This is a genomic window from Streptomyces sp. NPDC107521 (assembly GCF_055598485.1).
Genome location: NZ_JBVKAT010000028.1, coordinates 55,144 through 77,472 on the forward strand (window position 1 = coordinate 55,144; position 22,329 = coordinate 77,472).

Genomic DNA, 22,329 nt, shown 5'->3' on the forward strand with positions numbered 1-22,329 from the left:
CGGGCACAGATCTCCGTGATCACGGAGTTGTTGACGCTCTGTGATCGCTGGGGGATCTCTGCCCGTGCTGCCATCATGGCTGACCGACCCGCTGTGGGACCAATTCCGGGCGCTGCTGCCCGAGCGCCCCGCGGTCGATCCGTCGCACCCGCTGGGCTGCCATCGGCCCCGGATTGCGGACCGGATCGTGTTCGACAAGTTGCTTCAGCTCCTGCGGTTCGGCTGCTCGTACCAGGCGATCGCGGACACGACGTGCTCGGCCACCACGATCCGCAACCGTGTGACGAGTGGATCCGGCTCGGCGATTTCGCGCGGCTCAAGCAGATCGCGCTCCAGTCCTACGACCACATCGTCGGGCTGGTGCTCGAGCAGATCGCCGTCGACGGCTGCATCACCAAGGCCCCCGGCGGTGGTGAGGTCGCGGGTCGCTCCCCGGTCGACCGCGGCAAACAGGGCCTGAAGCGCTCGGGTATGATGGACGGCTACGGAATACCGCTCGGCCGGGTCCTGGCCGGCGCCAACCGCCACGACTCGCCACTGCTCGCGCCGACGCTGGACCTGCTGGACGAGCTCGGGCCGTTACCCGACGACATCACGGTGTACCTGGACGCCGGCTACGACTCCAGCAAGACTTGCACCGAACTGGCCACCCGCGACCTGCACGGCCGCATCGCCCACAAGGGCGAGAAAGCACCGATCCAGGCCAGCCGGCGCTGGCACGTCGAACGCACCCACGCCTGGCAGAACGCCTTCCAGCGACTCGCCCGCTGCTACGAACGCCGCGCGACCGTCATCAACGCCTTCTTCGACCTCGCCGACACCATCATCACCGTCCGCAGCCTCATCCGCCGCGCCTGGACCACCCACCGCTGGGACACCCGCCCGAGGCGCCGCCCATGACCGCCCGCGAAAGTCATGACCACGGACGGCCACGCACGGCCCGCTACAGGGGAGAGCGGCCGTTGAGAATCCGCTGGAACAGCACGTGGTCACGCCACTCGCCATCGATGTGCAGGTACTGCGGCGCGGTGCCGATCACGTCGAACTCACACTTTGCAAGCACTCGCTGCGAGGCCTCATTGGCGAGCACCGTTCCTGCCTCAATCCGGTGCAAACCGAGTTGCTCGTCAGCCGCCTGACAGGCCGCACGGACGGCTTCGGTCGCCAGGCCGCGCCCTACGTGCTGGGCATCAACCCAGTACCCGAGATTCGCGCTCCGGAAAGGCCCGAGCGCAACATTGGACAACGTCACCGCCCCGACCACCTCGTGCCCAACGGCCAGCACCCACGGGACCAGGCGCCCTGCGTTTTGCTCCTTCAGCTGGCCACGCACACGGTCGGCCTGCCCCCGCTCCGTGAAGAAGTCCTCGCTTCTGCGCGGCTCCCATGGCCGCAGGTGATCGCGATTGCGCAGATAGGCCCGACACAGCTCCTTGAAGTCCTCCTCCTCCAAGGGGCGCATCAGCACCTCGCGCGTAACGGCTAAAGGGAATGTGATCATCGCGCCACTTTACGCCGGAATCCAGGCGAAGCGGCCACCGGGCACCTTGCATCAGTCGCCCACGGCCATCACCGTCCGTAGCCTGATCCGCCGCCCCCGGACCGGCCACAGTCGATCCCGCACTCCGGCGCGGATAGGGAGCCACCAGTCCTACCTGCGCGGCCTCTAAGGCAACTGCATTGGCCATCTCCGGCCCCCGGCAGGAGGTCGTGTCACCGGCCACCCTCCCGGTCCCCGCCCCCGTCGTGTCCGTGAAGCCGGTCGTCCTTCCCGTGCCCGGGCGCGGGGACGACCTCAGGATCCGTGTCTCCGCGCCCCTCACCGGTGACGCCCTGCCCGTCGTGGTCCTCTCGCACGGCTTCGGCGAGTCGATGGACGGCTACGCCCCGCTCGTGGACCACTGGGCGGCCCACGGCTTCGTGGTCGTCCAGCCCACCCACCTCGACTCGCGCACCCTGGGCCTGCCCGCCGACGACCCCCGCACCCCGGACATCTGGCGCGTCCGCGTGGCCGACGTCCGCCGTGCCGTCGACGCCCTCGGCATCCTGGAGGCGGCCGTGCCCGGACTGGCCGGACGCGTCGACCGGAGCCGGATCGCCGTCGCCGGGCACTCCTGGGGTGCCCAGACCGTCGGCACCCTGCTGGGCGCCCGCGTCCTCGGCCCCGACGGCGAGCCCGGCGAGGACCTGTCCGACCCGCGCGTCACGGCGGGCGTGCTGCTCGCCCCGGCGGGCCGGGGCGGCGCCGACCTGTCGCCCTTCGCGGCCGAGCACTTCCCCTTCATGAACCCCTCCTTCGCCACCATGACCGCGCCGGCGCTCGTGGTCGCGGGCGACCGGGACCGGTCGCCGCTCACCACGCGCGGACCTGACTGGTTCACCGACGCCTACGTCCTCGGGCCGGGACCCAAGAGCCTGCTCACCCTCTTCGGGGCCGAGCACTCGCTCGGCGGCGTCTCCGGCCACGGCGCCGCCGAGACCACCGACGAGCACCCCGGGCGCGTCGCCCTGCTCCAGCGGCTCACCCACGCCTATCTGCGCGCCGCGCTGCACCCCGGCGACGAGAGCTGGGCCCTCGCCCGGGCCGAACTGGAGCGTGATCCCGCCCCGTTGGGCTTCCTGCGCCACAAGTAGCCGCACCGCCGACCCCGTTCCGGGCGCGCGTGCCCCGGCCCCGGGAGGGCGGACCGGGGTCGCCCCTCCCGACATGTTCCGCGCACCGGGAACATCCGGGCGGTCCGGCGCGTTCCACGGGTCCATCCACGTCACCGGCCCCAGGAGTACCGTGCCCGGCACCGCGTCCGCCGCCCCCGCCCTCCTCCCCTCCCTCGACGTCCAGGCCGAACGGCTCATCGAGGAGGGGGTGCACGAGATCGCGGGGCTGTCCGCCACTGAGATCCGCGCCTTCGCCGCCACCGCCGGGCCCCTCGCGGAGGACGGCGGCGCCCTCCTCGCCGTCCACCCCGGCCGCGCCCCCGCCTCCGCCCTGGCCCCGCTGCTCCGGCGCGGTGCCAGGCCGGGGTTCGTGGTCGCCGACATGGCCGATGTCGACCGCTTCGCCCCGCACGCCGCCGAGCTGCCCGACGCCCCCCTCTACCTCGTCACCGGTCCCGACCGGGGCGACCACCTCGCCAACTGGAGCCCCGAGGAGGCGCTGCCGGAACTCACGGGGCGGGGCCGCACCCCGCTCGTCCTCACCGAGGGCATCCACTGGGTCCTTCAGCGGCCCGAGGTCCTGGAGCGCAACCACTGCTTCATGACCATCGGCTCCCGGCTGGTCAAACCCGACGGCACCCCGGACGCCCGCACCCCCGCCCTCTGGATCAGCAACGGCACCGGCCGCGACGGCCGCGAGCGGCGCGACGCGCCCAAGGTCGGCTGGTGCTGGTGGGGCAACCGCCACACCTGGCTGGGCTTCGCCTCCGCGGCGGCCCGTCGCGGCCCCGGCGCGTGAGCGGGCCGGCCACCACGAACACCGGGCGCCGCGAACACCGGACTCGGCGGACACCGGGCACCGCGGACGGGAACCGGGCGGGCCCCGGAGCGCTTCTACATTGTTGTAGATTCGACTCGCGTTCCGCGCCGTGGACCGTGACCCCATCCCTCGACGCAGAGAAGGAGTACACAGTGGGAGTTTCCCTGGCCAAGGGTGGCAACGTCTCGCTCAGCAAGGAGGCACCCGGCCTGACGGCCGTGCTGATCGGCCTCGGCTGGGACGTGCGCACCACCACCGGCACCGACTACGACCTGGACGCCTCCGCGCTGCTCCTGGACGGCTCCGGCAAGGTGCCCACCGACACCCACTTCGTCTTCTACAACAACCTCACCAGCCCGGACGGCTCCGTGGAGCACACCGGTGACAACCTCACCGGCGAGGGCGAGGGCGACGACGAGAGCATCAAGGTCAACCTCTCGGCCGTGCCCGCCGGGATCGACCGGATCGTCTTCCCGGTCTCCATCCACGACGCCCAGAACCGCGGCCAGAGCTTCGGCCAGGTCCGCAACGCCTTCATCCGCGTCGTCAACCAGACGGGCGGACAGGAGATCGCCCGCTACGACCTCTCCGAGGACGCCTCCACCGAGACCGCCATGGTCTTCGGCGAGCTGTACCGCCACGGCGCCGAGTGGAAGTTCCGCGCGGTCGGCCAGGGCTACGCCTCCGGACTGGCGGGCATCGCCGCCGACTTCGGCGTCAACGTCTGACCGGACCGTCCGGTCCGCCGTCCGGCGGACGGTCCGGCCCCGCCCCCGAACCGGGGGCGGGGCCGGAGAGATCGCAGAGAGCCGGCAGGGGAAAGGTCGGGCATTCGGGCATGGAGATATCCGGCATCATCAGCGCCGTCGTCATCGGCGCCGTCATCGGTGTCCTGGGGCGGCTCGTCGCCCCAGGACGGCAGCGCATCGGCCTCCTGCGGACCATCCTGGTCGGCATCGTGGCGGCCCTCGTCGGCTCGGCGCTCGCCGCCGGGCTCGGTGTGGCGGACACCAAGGGCATCGACTGGATCGAGTGGCTGATACAGATCGCTCTCGCGGCGGTCGGCGTCACGGCCCTCGACCGGGCCATGTCCCGCCGCTGACCGCGCACCACCCCGCCGACGCCCGGCACGACGGGCGCCGGCGGCCCCCGCGCACCCCGGGGCCGCACTCCGGGACCGGCCGCGGACACCCCCGCGGCCGGCCGGGGCGCGCCACCCCCATGGCCGGGACCCGCCGGACGGGCCCGGCAGTACGCCAGGCAGACTTTGCGTGGTGTAGTTCCGATGACGGAGGATGACCCACGCATGATCACGCTCACCAAGGAAGACGGCCCGGCGGACCTGGACGGTGTGACGCACCTGTCCATCGGTGTCTCCTGGGACCCCACCGCCGGAAGCAGCGGCGGAGTGATGGGCAAGCTGCGCCGCAAGACCGGCACCGACCTCGACCTCATCGCCATCGCGATGCAGAACGGTGAGCCGGTGCGCCTCGCGGGCCTCGACTCGCTCGACCCCATGGGCAACGGCTCGGTGCTGCACAGCGGCGACAACCAGACCGGCCACGGCGACGGTGACGACGAGACCGTGACCGTCGAGTTCGCGCGCATCCCGCCGAACATCACGGCCGTCGTGTTCGTCGCCGCCGCCTACAAGAAGGGCAGCTCCTTCCAGAAGGCGCGCAACATCAGCTTCAAGGTCTACGACGCGACCGGCGGCAGTTCCCAGCAGGTCGCCGACATCTGGCCCAGCCTCCTGACCCAGGACAACGGCTGCGCCGTGGCCAAGGCCCTGCGTGTCGGCTCCTCCTGGAAGCTCCAGGTGATCAACGAGACCGGCAAGATCAAGCAGGGCGACGAGCACGCCCTGATGCGCTTCGCGGTCAGCAAGTAACGCGCGGACGCGGGGGAACGCGGCCGTCGCGGACGGCCGCTCGGGGGCGCCGGAACGAACGGCGCGCCCCGGCCCCGGCCCGCGAGGTCCCCCGGAGCGCCGCTGCGAGGGGCACGGGCCCGTCTCCCGCTGGCGAGCCCCCGCGCCCGTGCGCTCCCGCGTGGTGCCGCAGCGGGTGGCACGGCCGGCGGATGCCCGGAACCGGGCCGCTCAGGGGGCCTCCCGGAGGGCGTAGAACCCCATCGGGGAGTTCGGCACGAAGCCGATGCGCGGATAGACCGGCGCCCCGGCGGCGGTGGCGTGCAGCACCGCCCGCGTCGCCCCCGTGGCCCGCCCGCCCTCGTACAGCGCCTTGCGCGTCACCGCCTCCCCGTAACCCCGCCGCTGCCGGCTCGGGTCGGTGGCGACCAGCAGCACGAACAGCCGCCCCGCGGACTCCACCGTGGCCGCGCAGGACACCGGTTCGCCCTTCCGCAGGGCCAGGTAGGCGTGCGTCCGCCGGGTCCACAGCGTGGAGGGGAGGAGACCGTCGCGGCCGTCCTCCAGCGGGAAGCCGTAGGCACGGGAGTTGAGGTCCGCGAAGGCCCGCAGTCGCTCCGCGTCGGTCACCCGGACGAACTCCAGGTCGGGATGGGCCGGTTCGGCGAGCGGCAGCAGATCGCCCGCCATTCCCGTGCCCGGGAAGGCGTGCACCAGGCCGGACTGCTCGGCCGCCGCCCCGAGTCCCGCGCGCGCCTCCTCGTCGAGCAGGTCCTCGAAGACCCAGAGGAACCCCGGGCGCCGCTTCCCCCGCATGATGGCCGCGGCCTCGTCCAGGCGTTCCTTGAGCAGGCCGGCGCCCGTTCCGGAGCCGGTCAGGGTGACGCAGTTCCAGAAGGCGAACCGGCAGTCGGCCCAGCGCACCGCGATGCCGGGTAAGTCCCGGACATCGGCGCGCGGATCACGGTCGAGCACCATCGTCCGCCAGACGGCGGCCAGTTGCTCCATCGATTCCAGCGAGTCGGTCAGATCGCGCATGCGTCGTCCTCGGGTCGTCTGTGCGGGTGCGCGCGGCGGCCGGACGGGGCCGTCCGCCGCCGCGCCGTACGGTGCCCGCCCGAGGGCGGGCACCTGGCCCGGCCCGCTCCCCGGACGGGGTCAGCCTGTCACGCCCGGCGCGTCCGCCCGGGAGGCGAGCAGGGCCAACTGGTCCTCGATCCAGGGGTCGTGGACGGCGAGCCGCTGGGCGGCGGCCGGGTCGAAGAGGCGCAACTGGTCCAGGACCCAGGGGTCGATGTGCCGCTGCGCACCGCCGGACGGGGTGCCGGCCGCCGAGGGCCGAGCGGCGGGACGCGGATCCTGGTCCGCGGCCGCGCCGGCGGCGCCGCCACCTGCCAGGAGTACGCCTCCGGCGACCGCGGCGGTGAGACAGGCGGCGGCGGGGCGGCGTACCGGTGTCCTCTTCAGGGGCTTCCTCATGGTCGTACCTCCAGCTTCCCGCTACGGAGGGTGAGTCATGGTGTACGGATCACCACGGCCCTCCGGGCGGAATGAGTTGATCCGGTTGATGCTGCTACCCGGGTCCGCTCCCGGTACACCGCCGGACCCCGCCCGCTGAGCGGTGGGCGGCCCGCCGCTCAGCCCCAGGCCCGATGGCAGAGCCGGACCAGATCCGGGTCCGCCACCCCGTCCGCACGGTGGCACAGGATGCGCATCCGCCCCGGACGGACCGGCGCCGGTTCGACCGGGGCGGGACGCGACGGCGCCTGCGGAGGGTGCGGAGTGCGCGGGGCCTGCGGACGGGCCGCGTGGGGAGCGCTCGGCGCCGCCCGCGGGACGCGGGGGGTCCGCGGTACCGGCGGGCGGCGGGGCGCCGGGCGGACCGGATCGGCGGACCGCGGCTCTCCGGGCGGCGCGGAGCCGTCGCCTTCCCCGCCCTTCCGCCCGCCGTCCTCCCCGTCCCCCGGACGGTCCTGCCCGGCGCCGGTCCGCACCAGGGCCGAGTGCTGCGGGGGTGCCGCCGGGCCCGGCGGCTCCTCGGTTCCCGGTCCGGGAGAGGGCCGCGCGGCGACCGGGACGCCGTGCGCGCCCTGGGGGCGGTCGTCGGGCGGGGGAGCGGGCGTCACGGTGGTGCAGCCCGCGATGCCCAGCAGCACCAGGGGCAGAAGGGTCAGTGATCGACGAGGCACGGGCCCACTCTGCGTCACCGGTGAACCTCCACGGGGCCGACCACGCGGCCGGTCACCCGCACGAGGGCATGCGACGGGCCCTGGCTGACGATCATCACGGACCTTTCGGACGGAACCGTCCGGCCGCGGTGCGGCGCCTGCTGGTCCTGCGGTCCCCCGAGGCCCGGACAGGGGGTGACCGGACCCCGCCTCGGCCGGGAGCGCGGGACGGAGCGCGGGCGGGCGCCGGACGGAGCGCGGGATGGAGCGCGGGATGGAGCGCGCGCGGGGCGAGGGCGGGGCGCGGGCGGGGTGCCCGCCCGTCCCGCACCGTCGCGAGGGCCGCCTCCCCGCCCGCACCGAGCCTCCTTCCACCGGTGGCGGGTCCCTGGCCCGTCGCCGGGGCCCGGTGGGTTGGGAGGGCACAGTGTCCGGGCAGGGCCGGTGACGGGTTCGCAGACGGGTCCGCCCCCGGTGGACAGGACGGCACGGCGTCGTCGCAGGCCACGACACGACAGCCGGGCCCGGGCAGTCGTCACCCCTCCCGGTCACGTGGATGCGGGCATGACGTCCGAGCGCGCCCCGGGGGCGTGGCCCCGTCGACGGGCCCCCGGCAGGGCCAGGGCGGACACTGGGGGGAGAGCCCGCTCGGGAGAGAGCGGCCGGAAGGGCGGCAGGCGGTGGGCGGAGGCCGGAGCGCGGGCCGACCGGAGCCACCGGCTCCCGCCCGCCGCCCACCGGACCGGAGGGGACCATGAGGATCCATCTGACCAGCGTCTTCGTCGACGACCAGGCCAAGGCCGAGCAGTTCTACACCGGAATCCTCGGCTTCGTGAAGAAGCACGACATCCCGGTGGGAGGCACCGCCCGGTGGCTGACGGTGGTCTCGCCCGAGGAGCCGGACGGCGCCGAACTGCTCCTGGAGCCCGCGGGCCATCCGGCGGCCCGGACCTACCGCGACGCCCTAGTGAAGGACGGCATCCCGCTCGTCCAGTTCGCCGTGGACGACGTCCGGGCCGAGCACGAGCGGCTGACCGGCCTCGGCGTCCGGTTCGCCCAGGAGCCGATGGAGGCGGGCCCGGTCACCGTCGCCGTCTTCGACGACACCTGCGGCAACCTCGTCCAGATCGTGTCCCCGGCCGAGTAGCCGGCGTCCCGGAGCGGGTCGGGTCCTTGGCATCCGGCGGCCGGGCCGCCGTGGGCCGGGCGGCAGGGCCGGTGCGGTGGAACGGGCTCCGGCACGGCAGTCGCGGGACCGGTCCCGCGACTGCCGTGCCGGCCGTCACCCGATGGTGGAGCCGTGTCTCATGACGTGAGCCCGAGTACCAGGTGGGAGACCACCATCAGGACCACCCCGACCCGGTGGACGGCGAAGCCGACCCGGCGGGCGCGCATGATGTCGCCCCCGCGGAACCCCAGGAGGTACTGGCGCAGGCGCAGCAGACTCGCGGGCAGCATCAGCGGCAGGAACCACCACGGCGCGGTCCCGGTGGCCGAGGCGACCGCGACGAGCAGGAACTCCGCCAGGGACAGGGCGCCGATGAAGCGGGCGTTGCCGCGCTCGGACAGCAGGGCGGCCACCGTGGGACGTCCCACCGACCGGTCGCCCTCCACGTCGTTGGTGTTGGAGTACACCCCGAACATCAGCGGGCCGAAGCCGAAGAGGACCGCCTGCACCAGCAGGAGTCCCGTCGCCCCGCCGGTGATCATGCCGTAGGGCAGGACGACCAGCGCGAAGCCGAGGGCGACGAGGTAGATCTCCTGGAACCCGTGGTAGCTGATCCTCACGCCGTAGGAGTACTGGAGCGCCGCCGCCCACAGCACCGCGAGCCCGACCGCCGTCCAAAGCGGCCGGTGCGGGGCGAGCGCGTAGGCGGCCGCGAACAGCAGCGCCGCGGCGACGGCGCAGCACCAGGCGAACCGCAGCGCCTGGGGGACGGTGAGGGTCCCGGCCACCAGGGGCTTGCGCCGGACGTTGCGCAGCGGATGGTCCGGGCCGTAGTTGGTGATGTCGCTGCCGTCGCGGAACCCGGTGACGTCGTCGAAGGCCACCAGGGCCATCAGCAGGCAGACCTGGGCGACCAGGAAGACGCCGAGCAGCAGGCCCGCGCGCGCGGTGATTCCGGCGCCGGGCGCCAGTACCGCCGCCAGGACGACGGGGACGCCCAGGTAGTAGTCGTAGACGTCGAGTTTGCCCAGCCGGGCGTAGCGGCGGAGTGGGCCGTCCGCCGGTGCCGGCCGGGACGGCGGCCGGGGGCTCTCCGGCCCGCCGGGTTCTTCGGCGGGGCGGGGCCCGTCCGCCGGGCGGGGGCCCGTCGCTGCGTCCGGCCGGTCCGGCCGTGCGCCGGTCACCGCGGTCGTGGTGGACGTTCGGTCGGTCATGTCGGTTCGGGGTTTCCTTCGTTCGCTTCGGATGCCCGTGCCGGGGGTGCCGCGCGCCGGGTGTCCGGCAGCGGGGGACGGCGGGCCTGGACGGAGTAGAGGACACCGGTGGCGGCGGCGAACCCCGGATCGTCCAACAGAGCGCGCAGTTGGGCCAGTTCGGCCGGGGTGAAGCCGTGCTCGGCCAGCCGGGGCGCGAGATGGGCCAGATGGTGGAGCTGCAGCCCGAGGGCGGGGGTGCCGGGGGCGCGGACCAGGACGTGCGGGCGGATGCCGATGGCGGTGAACCCGGCGTCGCGCAGGGCCCCGGCCGCCCGGCGGCCCCAGCCGGGGTCGCCGCCGGAGGCCCGCATCAGCGCCGCCTTGGCCGTCGTGAACCGCTCGTAGAGCCGGGCGTCCTCCTCGGTGGGGGCGAGCAGGCACGGCTCGTGGTCGGCGTCGAACTCGTCGATCTGGATGAGGCCGCCGGGCCGGAGCGCCCGCGCCAGCCTGCCGAGCACCTCCCGGCGGCGCGGGAGGTGCTGGAGCACCAGCCGGGCGACCACGACGTCGTACTCCGCCTCCGGCAGCGGGTCGGTGACGATGTCGTGGGCGAGGACGGTCAGCCCGGGGGCCGGGGCGATGCGGCCGGGCTTGAGGTCGGTCGCCGTCACCCGCCCCCCGGGTGCCACCAGCCGGGCCAGGGCGCGGGCGACGCTCCCGGCGCCCGCGCCGACCTCCAGGCAGCGCATGCCGGGCGCGACCCCGGCCCCGGTGAGCCGGTCCAGGGTGAGCGGGTCGAGGGCGTGCTCCAGGTGGCGGTGGTGGTCGGCGCTGTGCGGGCTGTCGTTGTCGAAGACATAACCCCGCGGCGGGGCGGCGGTGTGGGGCACGGCGCGCTCCCGCTCAGGTCCAGCGGCCGGTGCCGCAGGTCGCGGCCTCGCCGGTGAGCCGCCGGAGCAGGGCGGTGCGCCGGACCTTGCCGGTGCCGGTGCGGGGCACCTCGTCCCAGGTGAGCACCACCGGCTCGGCCAGCGGCGGCAGTTCGCGCACCGCGCGGTGCCAGCGGCCGGGATCGAGCCGGCCGTCCTCGGTGACCACGACCGGCAGCGGCCGGTCGCCGGGGCGGCTGAGGACGACGCACTCCAGCGCCTCCGGCACCCGCTCCTCCAGGGTGTCCTCGGTGTGCAGGCAGCTCAGCCCGGGGGAGTGGTCGACCTCGCGGTCCAGCAGCCGGACGGCGCCGTCCCGGGCGACCGACCCGATGTCGCCGGTGCTCCACCAGCCGCCGTGCCGCTTGGCGTCCCAGCGGTCGGGCTCGCCCACGTAGCCGGGCGCGATGGCGCCGGTCCGGCACAGGACGAGCCCCGGCTCACCGGACGGGACCCGGCGGAGGGTGAGCGGGTCGACCACCTTGAGCCGGGTCCGGAAGGGCACCGGACGGCCCAGCTCGCGCATCCGGGTCGTCCCGTCGGCGGCGCGGGCCACCGAGCGGCGGGTGTGGAAGGCGAAGGTGAGGGGGCCCGTCTCGGTCTGCCCCCAGCCCTGCATCCACAGCGCCCGGCGGTGCCCGCTCGCGGCCAGGTAGGAGCGGACGACGGGCGGGTGCACGGCGTCGTAGGTGCTGATGAAGGTGCGTACGTCCCGGAACGGGTTGTCCAGCCGCCGGGTGAGCGGCCGAAGCCGCACGTACCGGGCGGGCAGCGCCTCGACCACGGTGGGCGGATGGGCCCGCAGCAGCAGGTCGGTCCGGTCGGGCCGGTCCTCGGCGGCGATGCTGATGTGCCGGGGGGCGAGCACCGGCGCCACATGGGTCCAGCAGAAGGTGCGGCCGTGGGCGTAGGAACTGGCGTTGAAGAGGCTGTCGTCGCGCCGGACGGCGAGCCGGGGGATGGGCAGCGTCTCGAAGCGGGCGAGGCCGTTGATGATGGTGCGGGTGGTGTGGCAGACCAGTTTCGGGGTGCCGGTGGTGCCACTGGTGTGGATGATGACCAGTGGTTCGTCGTCGGCACGGCGGCGCGGACCGGGGTCGGGGCATCCCCGCAGGTCGTCCAGGCGCAGGGCGCCGGGGGGAAGCTCGCCGTCCCGGTCGAGGACCACGGTCGTGCCGCCCTCCTCCGTCAGCCCCTCGGTGGTGCGGCCGTCGGCCGTCAGCCGGTCGAGGACGCCGAGGTCGGTCACCAGGACGTGGGGCGCGCCGCGGCGGAGCAGGACGCGCAGGGTACCGGCCGGGAGGTGACCGGAGATCTTGACGGGGACGGCGCCGGTGCGGATCGCGGCGCAGGCGATGAGGTCGTAGTCCCAGTGGTTGGCCTTGGCGATGGCGACCCGCCTGCCCCGGCCCGCCCCGGCCGCGGCGAGGGCGCCCGCGATCTCGGCGACGAGCGCGGCGAGTCCGGGCACCGTCCACTCCGTCGGGGAGCCGGACGCACCGCCGCGCGCGGCGTCGAGGGGCCGGTCGAGGTGGAAGCGGGTGGTGACGCCCCGCGCGGCGAGGTCGTCGAAGAGGGCACCCGGGTCCTGTGGCTTCATGCGGCGGTCTCCTGCGAGGGGGCGTGAGGGGTGTGCGCGGCCAGGCGGGCCAGGACGCGGGAGGCGGCGAGCGCGCCCGAGCGGGCGGCGCCCTCGCTGGAGGGGCGGGCGGCGACCCAGTCCCCGGCGTACTCCACGCACCGCGCGGGCCGGTCCAGGAAGGCGCCGCGCCGGGTGAGCGCGCGGGGGGTCAGCTCGGGCATCGCCTCGGCCCAGTGGTGCACATGGGTGGTGACGAGCGCGTCCCGCAGCCCCGGCACATAGCGTTCGGCGGCCCGGGTCATGAAGCGTACGGCGGTCGCCGGGTCGGCGGCGGCGAGTTCGGGGACGCGGCGGGGCGAGGCCAGCAGACTGACCAGACCGCGCCCGGCGGGCGCCCGGTCGGGGCACTTGAGGTGGTCGGCGATGACGCAGGACAGCAGCGGCTCCTCGTCCTCCGGGGTGAGCAGGACGTAGTTGCCGCCGCGCGGGGCGAGCGGCCGGTCCAGGGCGCAACTGACCTTGAACATGGGCCGGTAGGAGGAGGCGGTCAGATAGCCGGCCGCCTCGGGGGCCGGGTCCGGCTGGAGCCGCAGCGCGGCGGGTGCCGGGAGGGCCAGCACGAGGGCCCGTGCGGTCAGCGGGGCGCCGTCCACGATGAGCCGGGCGTGCGTGCCGTGGTCGGTGACCTCCTCGGCCCGTGCGCCGTAGCGGACGTCGAGGGGTTCCGCGAGGCGCCGGGCGAGCAGGTCCATGCCGCCCCGGTAGACCCGCCAGGAGGAGACCGGCCCGACCGCGAGCAGCAGGGCGACCAGGGGCGCCGCGGCGCTGCGCTCCGGGTCCCAGCCGAAGAAGGCCGAGGACAGCGGCTGGAACAGATGGTCGTAGAGGTCGGGATTGTAGCGGCGGGCCATGGCGGCGATGGTGTCCGTGCCGAGCGGGGTGTCCTCGGCGTGGTCGTGGTCCAGCCCGGCCCGGTGCCGTCCGCCCCAGGCGAGGAACCGGGCCAGCGACGGACGGGCGGTGGCGGACAGCCCCGCCCCGGTGAGCACCGCGCGGGGGTCGCCGACGCCGTTGTGCGGGCGTCCCGCCCGCCACATCGCCATGGGGCGGCCGATGCGGGGCACGTCGGCGGGGCCCAGTCCCGCGCGGCGCAGCAGCTGCCAGGTGGCCCGGTAGCCGCGGGCCGAGATCTGCTCGGCGCCGGTGTCCATCAGATAGCCGTCGCTGCGGAGGCTGCGCATGCGCCCGCCGGGGCCGGCGGCGGCCTCGAAGACCCGTACTTCACGGCCGTGGCGGCGCAGTTCGTGGGCCGCCGCGAGGCCCGCCAGTCCGGCGCCGACGACGGCGATGTCGAGATCAGTGGACACGGGGCGGCTCCGGGCGGGGCGACGGTGCGGGGTGCGGACGGGCGGGGCGGAGGGGGACGGCGGGGGCCCTGCCCCCGGGGTCAGCCGGTGCGCGGCGCATGGGCGCGAACGGCGTCGGCGACGTGCTCGACCTGGGCGTCGGTGAGCATGTGGTGGACCGGCAGCGACAGATGGCGGCGCGCGGCCCGCAGGGCGTGCGGCCAGGGAAAGCCGTTCGTCCCCCCGGCGGGGGCGTCCTCCGGGCCGCGCGGGCGGCCGGTCGCGGGCGGCGCGGCGAAGGGGGCGAAGGCGGCCTGCTCGGGCAGGAGGCGGGGGTAGTAGACGTGGGTTTCCACGCCCTGCGCGGTGAGGTGTTCGCGCAGCGCGTCCCGGTCGTCGGTGAGGAGTGTGTACACGTAGTAGCAGCGGCCGTCGGTGCCGGCCGGGGGCGCGGTGATGCCCGGCAGCCCGGTCAGCCGCTCGGTGTAGTGGGAGGCGATGGCGGCGCGGCGGGCCAGCCGCGCGGACAGCCCCGGCAGCCGGTGCGACTGGACGGCGGCCTGGATCTCGTCGAAGCGGCTGTTGTGGCCGACGAGGTGGTGGAGGAAGCGGTGGCGGCCGTCCTGTCCGTGGTTGCGCAGCATCCGGACCCGCTGGGCGGTCTCCTCGTCGTCGGTGACGACGGCTCCGCCCTCGCCGGGCATGCCGAACGACTTGACCTGCACGAACGAGTACACACCCGCGTCGCCCCACAGCCCCGCCGGGCGTCCGGCCAGGGTCGCGCCCTGGGCCACGGCGGAGTCCTCCACCAGGCGCAGACCGTACTCGGCGGCCAGGGTGTTGAACGCGGGCATGTCCGCCATCACCGAGAACATGTGGGCGGGCATCAGGGCCCGGGTCCGGCCGGTGACCCGCCGGCGCGCGTCGGCGGGGTCCATGGTGAGGGTGTGCGGGTCGATGTCGGCGAAGACGGGCACGGCCCCCGTGTGCAGCACGGCGGCGGCGAGCGGCGCGCAGCCGAAGGCGGGGACGACCACCTCGTCGCCCGGCCCGACGCCCAGGGCGGTCAGCACCAGTTGGAGCGCGCCGGTGCCGGAGGCGCAGGTGACCACGTCGGCGGCGCCGAGCCGCCGGGCCAGCTCCGTCTCGAAGCGGCGGGTGTGCTCGCCGAGGATGAACTTCTGCTCCTCCCCGGTGCCCAGCTCGTACAGGAGCCGCAGCACGGTGTCCCGGTCCTCGTCGAAGAGGTCGGGCGGGAAGAACGGGACGGGAGCGGTGACGGGGGACGGGCGCCCGGTGGCGGGGGTCATGCGGGCACCTTCCGCGTGAGGAACGCTTCCACGGCGTCGCAGACGCGGTCCGCCTGCTCGTCGGTGAGATCCGGGTAGAGCGGCAGCGCGAGGGCGCGCCCGGCCGCGGCCTCGGCGGCCGGGAAGTCCCCGGGGCGGTGTCCGAGCCGGGCGAAGCAGGGCTGGAGGTGCAGGGGCCGCGGGTAGTAGACCTCGGTGCCGATGCCCCCGGCGGCGAGATGGCCGGCCAGGGCGTCCCGGTGGTCGGCCTCGATCAGGTAGACGTAGAAGACCTCGTCGGGGGCGCCGGTGAGCCGGGGCAGCCGGGTGATCCCCGGGAGGCCGCGCAGCCGCCGGTCGTAGCGGGCGGCGAGGTCGGCGCGGCGGCGGATGTCCCCGTCGAGGACGGTGAGCCTGGCCAGCAGGACCGCGGCCTGCAGGTCGTCCATCTTGCTGTTGTGCCCGGGGAGCACGCTCTCGTGGGAGATGCCCGGGAAGTGGCCGAGGGTGCGGCCGGTGCGGCCGTGGTGGCGCAGCGCGGCGACCCGTTCGGCGATCCCGGGGTCGTCGGTGAGCACCGCCCCGGCGTCGCCGAGCGCCCCCAGCGTCTTGCCCGGGAAGAAGGACAGCACCCCGCCCCGCCCGTGCAGCCCGGCGTGGACGCCGTCCTGGCGCATGCCGATGCCCTCCGCGCTGTCCTCGACCAGCTCCAGCCCCCGCGCGGAGGCGAAGGCGGTGAGCGCCGCCATGTCGGCCATCCGGGAGAAGAGGTGCACCGGCATCACGAACCCGGTGCCGTCCAGCGCACCGTCCGGCACCCGGGCGGGATCGAGCGCGTAGCTGTCCGGATCGATGTCGGCGAAGACGGGCTCACCGCCCGCGTGCACGACGGAGGTCGCGGTGGCGACGAAGGAATAGGCCGGGACCAGGACGCGGTCGCCCGGCCGCAGTCCGCAGGCCTTGAGGAGCAGGACGAGGGCGTCGGTCCCGCTGTTCACGCCGATGACGTGCCGGGCGCCCGTGTAGGAGGCGAGAGCCTGTTCGAGCGCCCGCACACGGGTCGAGTGGGAGAATTTGCCGTCTTCGAATACCTCTTCCACCTGTGACCGAATGTCCGGCCAGATCCGTTCGAACGTCCTGGCCTGGCTGAAAAAGGGAACGGTTAATCGCGTCACGCGGAAACAATTCCTCTCGGCCGACCGGGCGCCGACGCCGCGACGGACGGGTTCCTCCCGCCCCGGCTCCGGCGCCACCTGCGGCAACGACAGAGAAACGACAGAAATGCGACAGAAAAAGGGGACGGCGCGGCCCCATCGCCGAACGCCTCCCGAAGTGACTGCCCGAGAACGTAACAGCCGTCAGAAGCAAGTCTCAAATGACTGGAGGAACTTCATACCTTCCGGTGACAACCCCCGGAAATTTCTTGACCGGTGTCACGCGGAACGGCGAGATTCGCTGCTGCCCGCACCGTTCGGCCGGAGGGAACGCCATGAGACAGCCCCTGATCATCGGACTGGGACGCTCCGGATCCGGACTCCATGTGCGGGCCCTGCGCACCGCCCGCGCCGCCGCCCCCGACCTCTGGGACGGCCCGATCGTCGCCGTAGACCCCCGCCCCGGCGCGGGCGGCCCCGGCGCCGACGGCGTGGCCCGCACCCGCACCCTCGACCAGGCCCGTCCGCTGCTCACCCCGGACACCACCGTCGCCCACGTCTGCACCCCGCCCGACACCCGGGCCGCCGTCATCGCCGACCTCGCCGCCCACGGATTCCGCGACCTCGTCGTGGAGAAGCCACTCGCCGCCGACGCCGCCCAGCTCGCCGCCGTGGAACGGCTGCGCGCACACCACGACCTGCGCATCACCGTCGTCGCCCCCTGGCCCGCCGGGGAACTCGCCCGCAGACTCCGCCGACTGATCGCCACCGGCCAGCACGGCCGGCTGCTGCGCATCGAGGTGGCCCAGCACAAACCCCGTTTCCAGCGCTCACTGCGCCACGGCGACGGCCACCCCACCGCCTTCGACGTGGAGATGCCGCACTCCCTCGGCCTCGTCCTCGACCTCGCCGGACCGGCCACCGTGACCGGCGCCCGCCTCGCCGACCTGCACTGCGGAGAAACGGTCCGTCCCCATATGGGCTCCGCCCGGATCGACCTGCGCCACACCAGCGGCGTCCACACCCGGATCGTCTCCGACCTCGCCGCCCCCGTCCGCGAGCGCAGCGTCACCCTGTTCCTCGAACACGGCACCGTCGTCGCCCACTTCCCGCTCGCCGCCGACGACGACCACGCCCAGCTCATCACCGGCGAACGGCGCGACGTCTTCCGCGACGACGCCCTCGCCGCCTTCATGACCCGGGCCTACGACCGCTACGCCACCGTCGCCCCCCACCACCCCTCCTGGAAGTCCGGCTTCGACCTGCACGCCGACGTCGTCCGCCTGCTCGACACGGCCAAGACCCGGTGCGGTGCCCACCGCGGCGAGGAGGAGGCCCCCCGTGCCGCCGTATGACAGCGTCGCCGCCCGGGTCACCGGCATCGGGGACGAGGCCGCCCCCGACCTGGCCGGTCAGATCGGGACCGCCCTCCAACTCGGCTGGACCGCGCTGGAACTGCGCACCGTCGACGGCACCGCGCTGGCCGACCTCGACACCGGCGCCGTGCACACGCTGGCCGACCGGCTGCACACGGCCGGCCTCGGCGTGGTCTGCCTGGACTCCCGCATCGCCAACTGGGCCCGCCCCGTGACCGGTGACCCCGCCGCCGACCTCACCGAACTGGAACGGCTCGCGGCCCACGGCCGCGTCCTGGGCTGCCGCAGCGTACGCGTCATGTCCTGGCCCAACGACGGCCTCGGCGAGGACGCCTGGGCCCGCGAGGTGATCACCCGCATGCGGCGCCTGGCCCGCCGCGCCGAGGACCTCGGCCTCGAACTGCTCCACGAGAACTGCGCCGGCTGGGCCGCCGCCAGCGCCACCCGCGCCCTCCGCCTCCTCGAAGAGGTGGACAGCCCCGCCCTGCGCCTCCTCTTCGACACCGGCAACGGCGTCGCCCACGGATACGACGCCGTCGCCCTGCTCACCCCCCTGCTGCCGCACGTCGCCCACGTCCACGTCAAGGACGGCGTCCCCGGCCCGCGCCCCGGCGAGGCCGCGTACACCCTGCCCGGCGACGGCACCGCCCGCGTCGCCGACTGCCTGCGCCTCCTGGAGGACCACGGCTACCGGGGCGCCTACTCCCTCGAACCCCACCTCGCCGTCCTGCCCCACGAAGGACTGCGCCGCCAGGGCGTCGACGCCCGCGACCTGTTCGTCCGCGCCGCCCGCCGCCTGGCCGGCCTCCCCCTCGGCCCCCGCCCCGGCACGCCCCCGGCCGCCGCACCCCGGACCCGGCCGCCCGCCGTCGACACCGGACTGCTGTTCCACCTGCTGCACACCCCCACCGCCGGGCCCCTGGAGACCGGCCCCGGCGCCCCCCACGCGCTGCGCGCCGCCCAGCACGCCTACGCCACCGCCGCCGCCCGCCTCGGCCTGCGCACCCTCTCCCACCGCCCGGCCCACCCAGGGGAGGTGCTCCGCGAGGACACCCCCGTCCGGGTCCGCGACGCCGTCACCGCCGACCCGGACTTCCTCGCCGCCCAGCCCAGCCTGCTGCTGCGCCTCGGGCCCGAACGGCCCCGCGACCGCACGGTGATGTTCAACGTCCACCTCGACACCGTCGCCGGGGGGCCCGCCCCCGCCTTCGACGGCAACCGGTTCACCGGCCGCGGGGCCGTCGACGCCAAGGGACCCGCCGTCGCCCTCCTGGCGGGCATCGCGCGGGCCGCCGCCGACCACCCCGCCGTCGGCCGCGACGTCTCCGTCCTCGTCCAGGCCGTCGCCGGGGAGGAGGGCGGCGCCCTGGGCACCTTCGGCACCCGGCCGCTGACCGAGGCCGGCCACATCGGCCGGGTCAACGTCTTCTGCGAACCCACCGGGCTGCACCACCTGCCCCGGGCCACCGCCGCCTCCACCGCCCGGATCACGGTCACCGGCGACGACGCCGTCGACGACCGGCCCGGGGCGGGCCACAACGCCACCCTGCTCCTCGGCTTCCTCGCCCAGCATCTTGCCACCGCCCTCGCCCCGCCCTCCCCGCACGCCCCGCCGGTCACCCTGTGCCTCGCCGGGCTGCACACCGGCAGCCTCCACAACAAGGTCCACGGCACCGGCGCCCTCGCCCTCAACCTCGCGCACACCCGGGCCGAGGACGGCGCCGCCGCCGAACGCGCCGTCGCCCGCGCGCTCGACGAGGGGCTGCGGGAGTTCACCGCCCGCTACCGGGACGTCCCGCTCTTCGCCCGCACCGCCGCCGACGCCGCCCGCATCACCCGCCTCGACTGGGACAAGCGCGGCATGCCCGCCCTCGGCGCCCAGCCCGCCTGGGGCGACGCGCTGATGGAACGGGCCGGCATCCCGCGCCGGCCCGCCGACGCCCCCGCCTTCACCTGCGACGCCATCTGGCTGCACGCCGCCGCCGGCACCTACACCACCGTCCTCGGACCCGGCTCGCTGGACACCCACCACGCCCATGCCGAGGGCGAGTTCGTCGAGCTGGCCGAGCTGGAGGCGTTCGCCTCCCAGATCGCCGCGCTGCTGGCCGCCTTCGCCTCCGAAGCCACCACGGCCACCACGGCCCACGGCCCCACCCCGATACGCACCGAGAAGGCAGGAACCGCATGACAGTCGCACCGCCCTCCGTCGACCGCCGCGAGGAGGTGAGGGTCCCCTACCCCACGCTGCTCTCCGAGACGGCCGCCTGCTTCGCCCGCCTCGGGGTCCCCGCAGAGCGGGCCCGCGTCGCCGCCGAGGCCCTGTGCTACGGCGACCTGACCGGCATGGACTCGCACGGCGTCTTCAACCTGGCCCGCCTATACGTCCCCCTGCTGGAGTCGGGGCGCGCCGACCCGGCGGCGGAGCCCACCACCCTGCGCGACCTCGGTGCCTGCGTCCTCGTCGACCACCGCCGGGCCCTGGGCCTGTGGGCCGCCTCCCAGGCCGTGGACCTCGCCGCCCGGCGCGCCGCCGACCACGGCATCGGCCTGGTCACGGTCCGCGGCGCCACCCACTTCGGCTGCGCCGGGGCGCACGCGCTGCGCGCCGCCGCCCAGGGCATGATCGGCGTGGTGGCCTCCAACTGCGGCGGCCAGCGCATCGCCCGCCCCCCGCACGGCGCCGCCGCGCTGCTCGGCACCAATCCGCTCAGCGTGGCCGCGCCCGCCGTGGAGGGCCGTCCCTTCGTCCTGGACATGAGCACCACCGTCGTCCCCACCGGCAGGGTCCGCACCGCCGCCCGCGACGGACGGCCCGCACCCGAGGGCTGGCTCACCGACGACACCGGCGGCGCGGTCACCGACCCGGCGGCCTTCGACCGGGGCGAGGCGTGGCTCGGCTGGCTCGGCGGGCGCCCGGAGACCGGCGCGCACAAGGGCTTCGGGCTCGGCCTGACCGTGGAACTGCTGGCGGCCCTGCTGCCCGGCGCCGCCACCGGACCCGCCCGTGCCGCCCTCGACGGCGACGGGCGACCCGGCGGCACCGACGACGACATCGGCTTCCTCGCCCTGGCCATCGCCCCCGGAGCGCTCCGCGACGGCTTCCCGGACGACGCGCGGGACCTCTTCGCCACGGTGCTGGACTGCCCGCCCCTGCCCGGCCGCGACCGCGTCCGCTACCCGGGCCACCTGGAGGCCGAGCGGGCCGCCGAGCGCCGCCTGTCCGGGGTGCCGCTGCCCGCCTCCCTGCACACCGAGCTGACCGGCCTCGGCCTGGACCTGCCCGTCCTGGAGGCGGCCCGATGACCCCTCCCGCCCCGGGGGTCCGGCCGCGCCGACTGGGCGTCATCGGCCTCGGCGTGATCTCCCGCTTCTACCTGGCCGCCGCCGAGACCCTGCCCGGCTGGACCCCGGCCGCCGTCTGCGACCTGCGGGAGGAGACGCTCGCCGCCCACCCCGGCGGCGCCGCCCGCCACACCGACCACCGGTCCATGCTGGCCCGGGAGGACCTGGACGCCGTGGTCGTCGCCGTGCCCAACCACGCCCACGCCGAGGTCTGCGCGGACGCCCTGCGGGCCGGTGTGCCGGTCTGCGTGGAGAAGCCGCTCGCCCTGAGCCCCCCGGAGGGCGCCGCGCTGGCCGCGCTCTCCCGTGAGCGCGGCGTGCCCCTGTTCACCGCCTTCCACCGCCGCTACAACGACCGTGTGCTCGGCCTCGCCCGCGCCCTTCCGCCGCCCGGGGCGCCCCGGGCCGTGGAGTCGGTGCGGGTGCGGTACCTGGAGCGCATCGAGGACCACATCGGCGCCGACACCTGGTACCTGGACCCGGACCGGTGCGGGGGCGGCTGCGTCGCGGACAACGGCCCGAACGCCTTCGACCTCGTACGGCTGCTGCTGGGCGAGCCGTCGCTGACGGTCGTCTCGGCGGAGGTGGCCCGGGAGGACGGCGTGGACCGGCGGGCCGTGATCGGCCTGGAGGCGCCGTCCGGTGCCCGGGCCGGGGTGGAGCTGGACTGGTCGCACCCGGGCGAGGTCAAGGACGTCGCGGTGCGGCTGACGGACGGGACACTGCTGGAGGCCGACATGCTGGCCGGACGGCCCGGTTTCAAGGAGTCCCTCTGGCACGAGTACGAGGGCGTGCTGCGCGACTTCGCCCGGGTCTGCGACGAGGCGCCCGCGGGGGCGGCGGAGGGCGGTGTGGCCGCGCTGGAGCTGGTCGCCGCCTCCTACGCGCTCGCCGGGGCGCCGGTGTCCGGGGCGGCGCGATGAGCCCGGGGGCCGCCGCGGCGCCGGCGCCCGCCTCGCTGGACTCCGGGGCGGGCGAGAACGGCGCCAAGCGGGCCGTGCGCGGCGCCCTGGTCAAGGTGCTGCGGCACAGCCGGACCGACCGCGGGATGACCCTGGAGCCGTTCGCGAGCCGCTGTGTGCGCCGGGGGGAGGTGCACGAACTGGTCACCACCGACCAGTGGAGCGACGTGCCCGGGGCCCGGGTGGACCGGGTCGGCTTCCTCGGCTTCGCCGAACTGGCCTGCGGGGGTGTGCTCGACCGGGGCGACACCCTGCTCCTCGGCGGTGAACCGGTGGGCACCGTCCTGGGCTTCGACGGCTGCCATCTGCCGAACCACTACAACATCCTGGTCCACACCCCGAGGCTGCTGACCGGGCCCTGTCTGTCGCTGGCCCCGGAGACCGCGGTGCTGTTCGCCCCCCGGGCCGTCCCGGGGGAGTGAGGCGGCCGGCGCCGCGGCGGTACCGGGCTCCGGGCCCGTGCCGCCGCGGC

20 protein-coding genes and 1 pseudogene are annotated in these 22,329 nt (G+C 75.2%); 12 read left to right on the plus strand and 9 right to left on the minus strand.

The window, feature by feature from the left end:
• Window positions 1–58 precede the first annotated feature (58 nt).
• Window positions 59–900: pseudogene (locus ACZ7LB_RS29565) on the plus strand (IS5 family transposase).
• 43 nt (window positions 901–943) lie between these two features.
• Here the strand turns inward: ACZ7LB_RS29565 and ACZ7LB_RS29570 are convergent.
• Window positions 944–1,501: a GNAT family N-acetyltransferase gene (locus ACZ7LB_RS29570; RefSeq protein ID WP_471472380.1), complete on the minus strand. Its 558-nt coding sequence runs from the start codon at window positions 1,499–1,501 to the stop codon at window positions 944–946.
• A gap of 185 nt (window positions 1,502–1,686) precedes the next feature.
• Between ACZ7LB_RS29570 and ACZ7LB_RS29575 the strand changes: the two genes are divergently transcribed.
• The 5 genes from ACZ7LB_RS29575 to ACZ7LB_RS29595 all read left to right on the plus strand — a co-directional run bounded on the left by ACZ7LB_RS29575 (window position 1,687) and on the right by ACZ7LB_RS29595 (window position 5,366).
• Window positions 1,687–2,634 (plus strand): alpha/beta hydrolase family protein, encoded by a 948-nt coding sequence (locus tag ACZ7LB_RS29575; RefSeq protein WP_471472435.1) that lies wholly within the window; start codon window positions 1,687–1,689, stop codon window positions 2,632–2,634.
• A gap of 151 nt (window positions 2,635–2,785) precedes the next feature.
• A complete protein-coding gene (locus ACZ7LB_RS29580) occupies window positions 2,786–3,454 on the plus strand; it encodes a DUF5701 family protein (protein WP_471472382.1) in 669 nt (222 codons plus the stop codon).
• A gap of 173 nt (window positions 3,455–3,627) precedes the next feature.
• Window positions 3,628–4,203, plus strand: coding sequence for a TerD family protein (locus ACZ7LB_RS29585; RefSeq protein ID WP_161224332.1), 576 nt, complete (start codon window positions 3,628–3,630; stop codon window positions 4,201–4,203).
• A gap of 110 nt (window positions 4,204–4,313) precedes the next feature.
• Window positions 4,314–4,577 carry a GlsB/YeaQ/YmgE family stress response membrane protein gene (locus ACZ7LB_RS29590; protein ID WP_471472384.1) on the plus strand — a complete coding sequence of 88 codons (264 nt, stop codon included), beginning with the start codon at window positions 4,314–4,316 and terminating at the stop codon, window positions 4,575–4,577.
• Between the two features lie 204 nt (window positions 4,578–4,781).
• Complete coding sequence (locus tag ACZ7LB_RS29595; RefSeq protein ID WP_471472386.1) at window positions 4,782–5,366, plus strand: TerD family protein; 585 nt, start codon at window positions 4,782–4,784, stop codon at window positions 5,364–5,366.
• A gap of 210 nt (window positions 5,367–5,576) precedes the next feature.
• On the opposite strand, the gene ACZ7LB_RS29600 is transcribed toward ACZ7LB_RS29595, so the two are convergent.
• Entirely contained in the window at window positions 5,577–6,383 is an 807-nt protein-coding gene (locus ACZ7LB_RS29600; protein WP_471472388.1) for a GNAT family N-acetyltransferase, read from the minus strand.
• Window positions 6,384–6,503: 120 nt separating this feature from the next.
• Window positions 6,504–6,824: a hypothetical protein gene (locus ACZ7LB_RS29605; protein ID WP_471472390.1), complete on the minus strand. Its 321-nt coding sequence runs from the start codon at window positions 6,822–6,824 to the stop codon at window positions 6,504–6,506.
• 1,443 nt (window positions 6,825–8,267) lie between these two features.
• Between ACZ7LB_RS29605 and ACZ7LB_RS29610 the strand changes: the two genes are divergently transcribed.
• Window positions 8,268–8,660 (plus strand): VOC family protein, encoded by a 393-nt coding sequence (locus ACZ7LB_RS29610; RefSeq protein ID WP_161224338.1) that lies wholly within the window; start codon window positions 8,268–8,270, stop codon window positions 8,658–8,660.
• Window positions 8,661–8,818: 158 nt separating this feature from the next.
• On the opposite strand, the gene ACZ7LB_RS29615 is transcribed toward ACZ7LB_RS29610, so the two are convergent.
• The 6 genes from ACZ7LB_RS29615 to ACZ7LB_RS29640 all read right to left on the minus strand — a co-directional run bounded on the left by ACZ7LB_RS29615 (window position 8,819) and on the right by ACZ7LB_RS29640 (window position 16,198).
• Window positions 8,819–9,895, minus strand: coding sequence for a UbiA family prenyltransferase (locus ACZ7LB_RS29615; RefSeq protein ID WP_471472392.1), 1,077 nt, complete (start codon window positions 9,893–9,895; stop codon window positions 8,819–8,821).
• Window positions 9,892–10,767, minus strand: a complete 876-nt coding sequence (locus ACZ7LB_RS29620) for a methyltransferase domain-containing protein (RefSeq protein ID WP_471472394.1) — start codon at window positions 10,765–10,767, stop codon at window positions 9,892–9,894. The genes ACZ7LB_RS29615 and ACZ7LB_RS29620 overlap by 4 nt, the downstream gene beginning before the upstream one ends.
• A gap of 13 nt (window positions 10,768–10,780) precedes the next feature.
• Window positions 10,781–12,406, minus strand: coding sequence for a class I adenylate-forming enzyme family protein (locus ACZ7LB_RS29625; protein WP_471472396.1), 1,626 nt, complete (start codon window positions 12,404–12,406; stop codon window positions 10,781–10,783).
• Window positions 12,403–13,755, minus strand: coding sequence for a protoporphyrinogen/coproporphyrinogen oxidase (locus ACZ7LB_RS29630; RefSeq protein WP_471472398.1), 1,353 nt, complete (start codon window positions 13,753–13,755; stop codon window positions 12,403–12,405). The genes ACZ7LB_RS29625 and ACZ7LB_RS29630 overlap by 4 nt, the downstream gene beginning before the upstream one ends.
• A gap of 80 nt (window positions 13,756–13,835) precedes the next feature.
• On the minus strand, window positions 13,836–15,044 hold the full coding sequence (locus ACZ7LB_RS29635; protein ID WP_471472400.1) for a DegT/DnrJ/EryC1/StrS family aminotransferase: 1,209 nt from the start codon (window positions 15,042–15,044) through the stop codon (window positions 13,836–13,838).
• Window positions 15,041–16,198, minus strand: a complete 1,158-nt coding sequence (locus tag ACZ7LB_RS29640; RefSeq protein WP_471472402.1) for a DegT/DnrJ/EryC1/StrS family aminotransferase — start codon at window positions 16,196–16,198, stop codon at window positions 15,041–15,043. Before ACZ7LB_RS29640 ends, ACZ7LB_RS29635 begins: the two co-directional genes overlap by 4 nt.
• 314 nt (window positions 16,199–16,512) lie before the next feature.
• Here ACZ7LB_RS29640 and ACZ7LB_RS29645 point away from each other — a divergent pair, with 314 nt between their 5' ends.
• Genes ACZ7LB_RS29645 through ACZ7LB_RS29665 form a run of 5 tightly spaced genes read left to right on the plus strand, consistent with a single transcriptional unit; the run spans window position 16,513 to window position 22,279 of the window.
• Window positions 16,513–17,532, plus strand: a complete 1,020-nt coding sequence (locus tag ACZ7LB_RS29645; protein WP_471472403.1) for a Gfo/Idh/MocA family oxidoreductase — start codon at window positions 16,513–16,515, stop codon at window positions 17,530–17,532.
• A complete protein-coding gene (locus tag ACZ7LB_RS29650; RefSeq protein WP_471472404.1) occupies window positions 17,519–19,741 on the plus strand; it encodes a M20/M25/M40 family metallo-hydrolase in 2,223 nt (740 codons plus the stop codon). The genes ACZ7LB_RS29645 and ACZ7LB_RS29650 overlap by 14 nt, the downstream gene beginning before the upstream one ends.
• Window positions 19,738–20,856, plus strand: coding sequence for an Ldh family oxidoreductase (locus ACZ7LB_RS29655; protein ID WP_471472405.1), 1,119 nt, complete (start codon window positions 19,738–19,740; stop codon window positions 20,854–20,856). Before ACZ7LB_RS29650 ends, ACZ7LB_RS29655 begins: the two co-directional genes overlap by 4 nt.
• Window positions 20,853–21,818, plus strand: coding sequence for a Gfo/Idh/MocA family protein (locus ACZ7LB_RS29660; RefSeq protein ID WP_471472406.1), 966 nt, complete (start codon window positions 20,853–20,855; stop codon window positions 21,816–21,818). The genes ACZ7LB_RS29655 and ACZ7LB_RS29660 overlap by 4 nt, the downstream gene beginning before the upstream one ends.
• Complete coding sequence (locus ACZ7LB_RS29665) at window positions 21,815–22,279, plus strand: DUF6917 domain-containing protein (protein ID WP_471472407.1); 465 nt, start codon at window positions 21,815–21,817, stop codon at window positions 22,277–22,279. Before ACZ7LB_RS29660 ends, ACZ7LB_RS29665 begins: the two co-directional genes overlap by 4 nt.
• Window positions 22,280–22,329 lie beyond the last annotated feature (50 nt).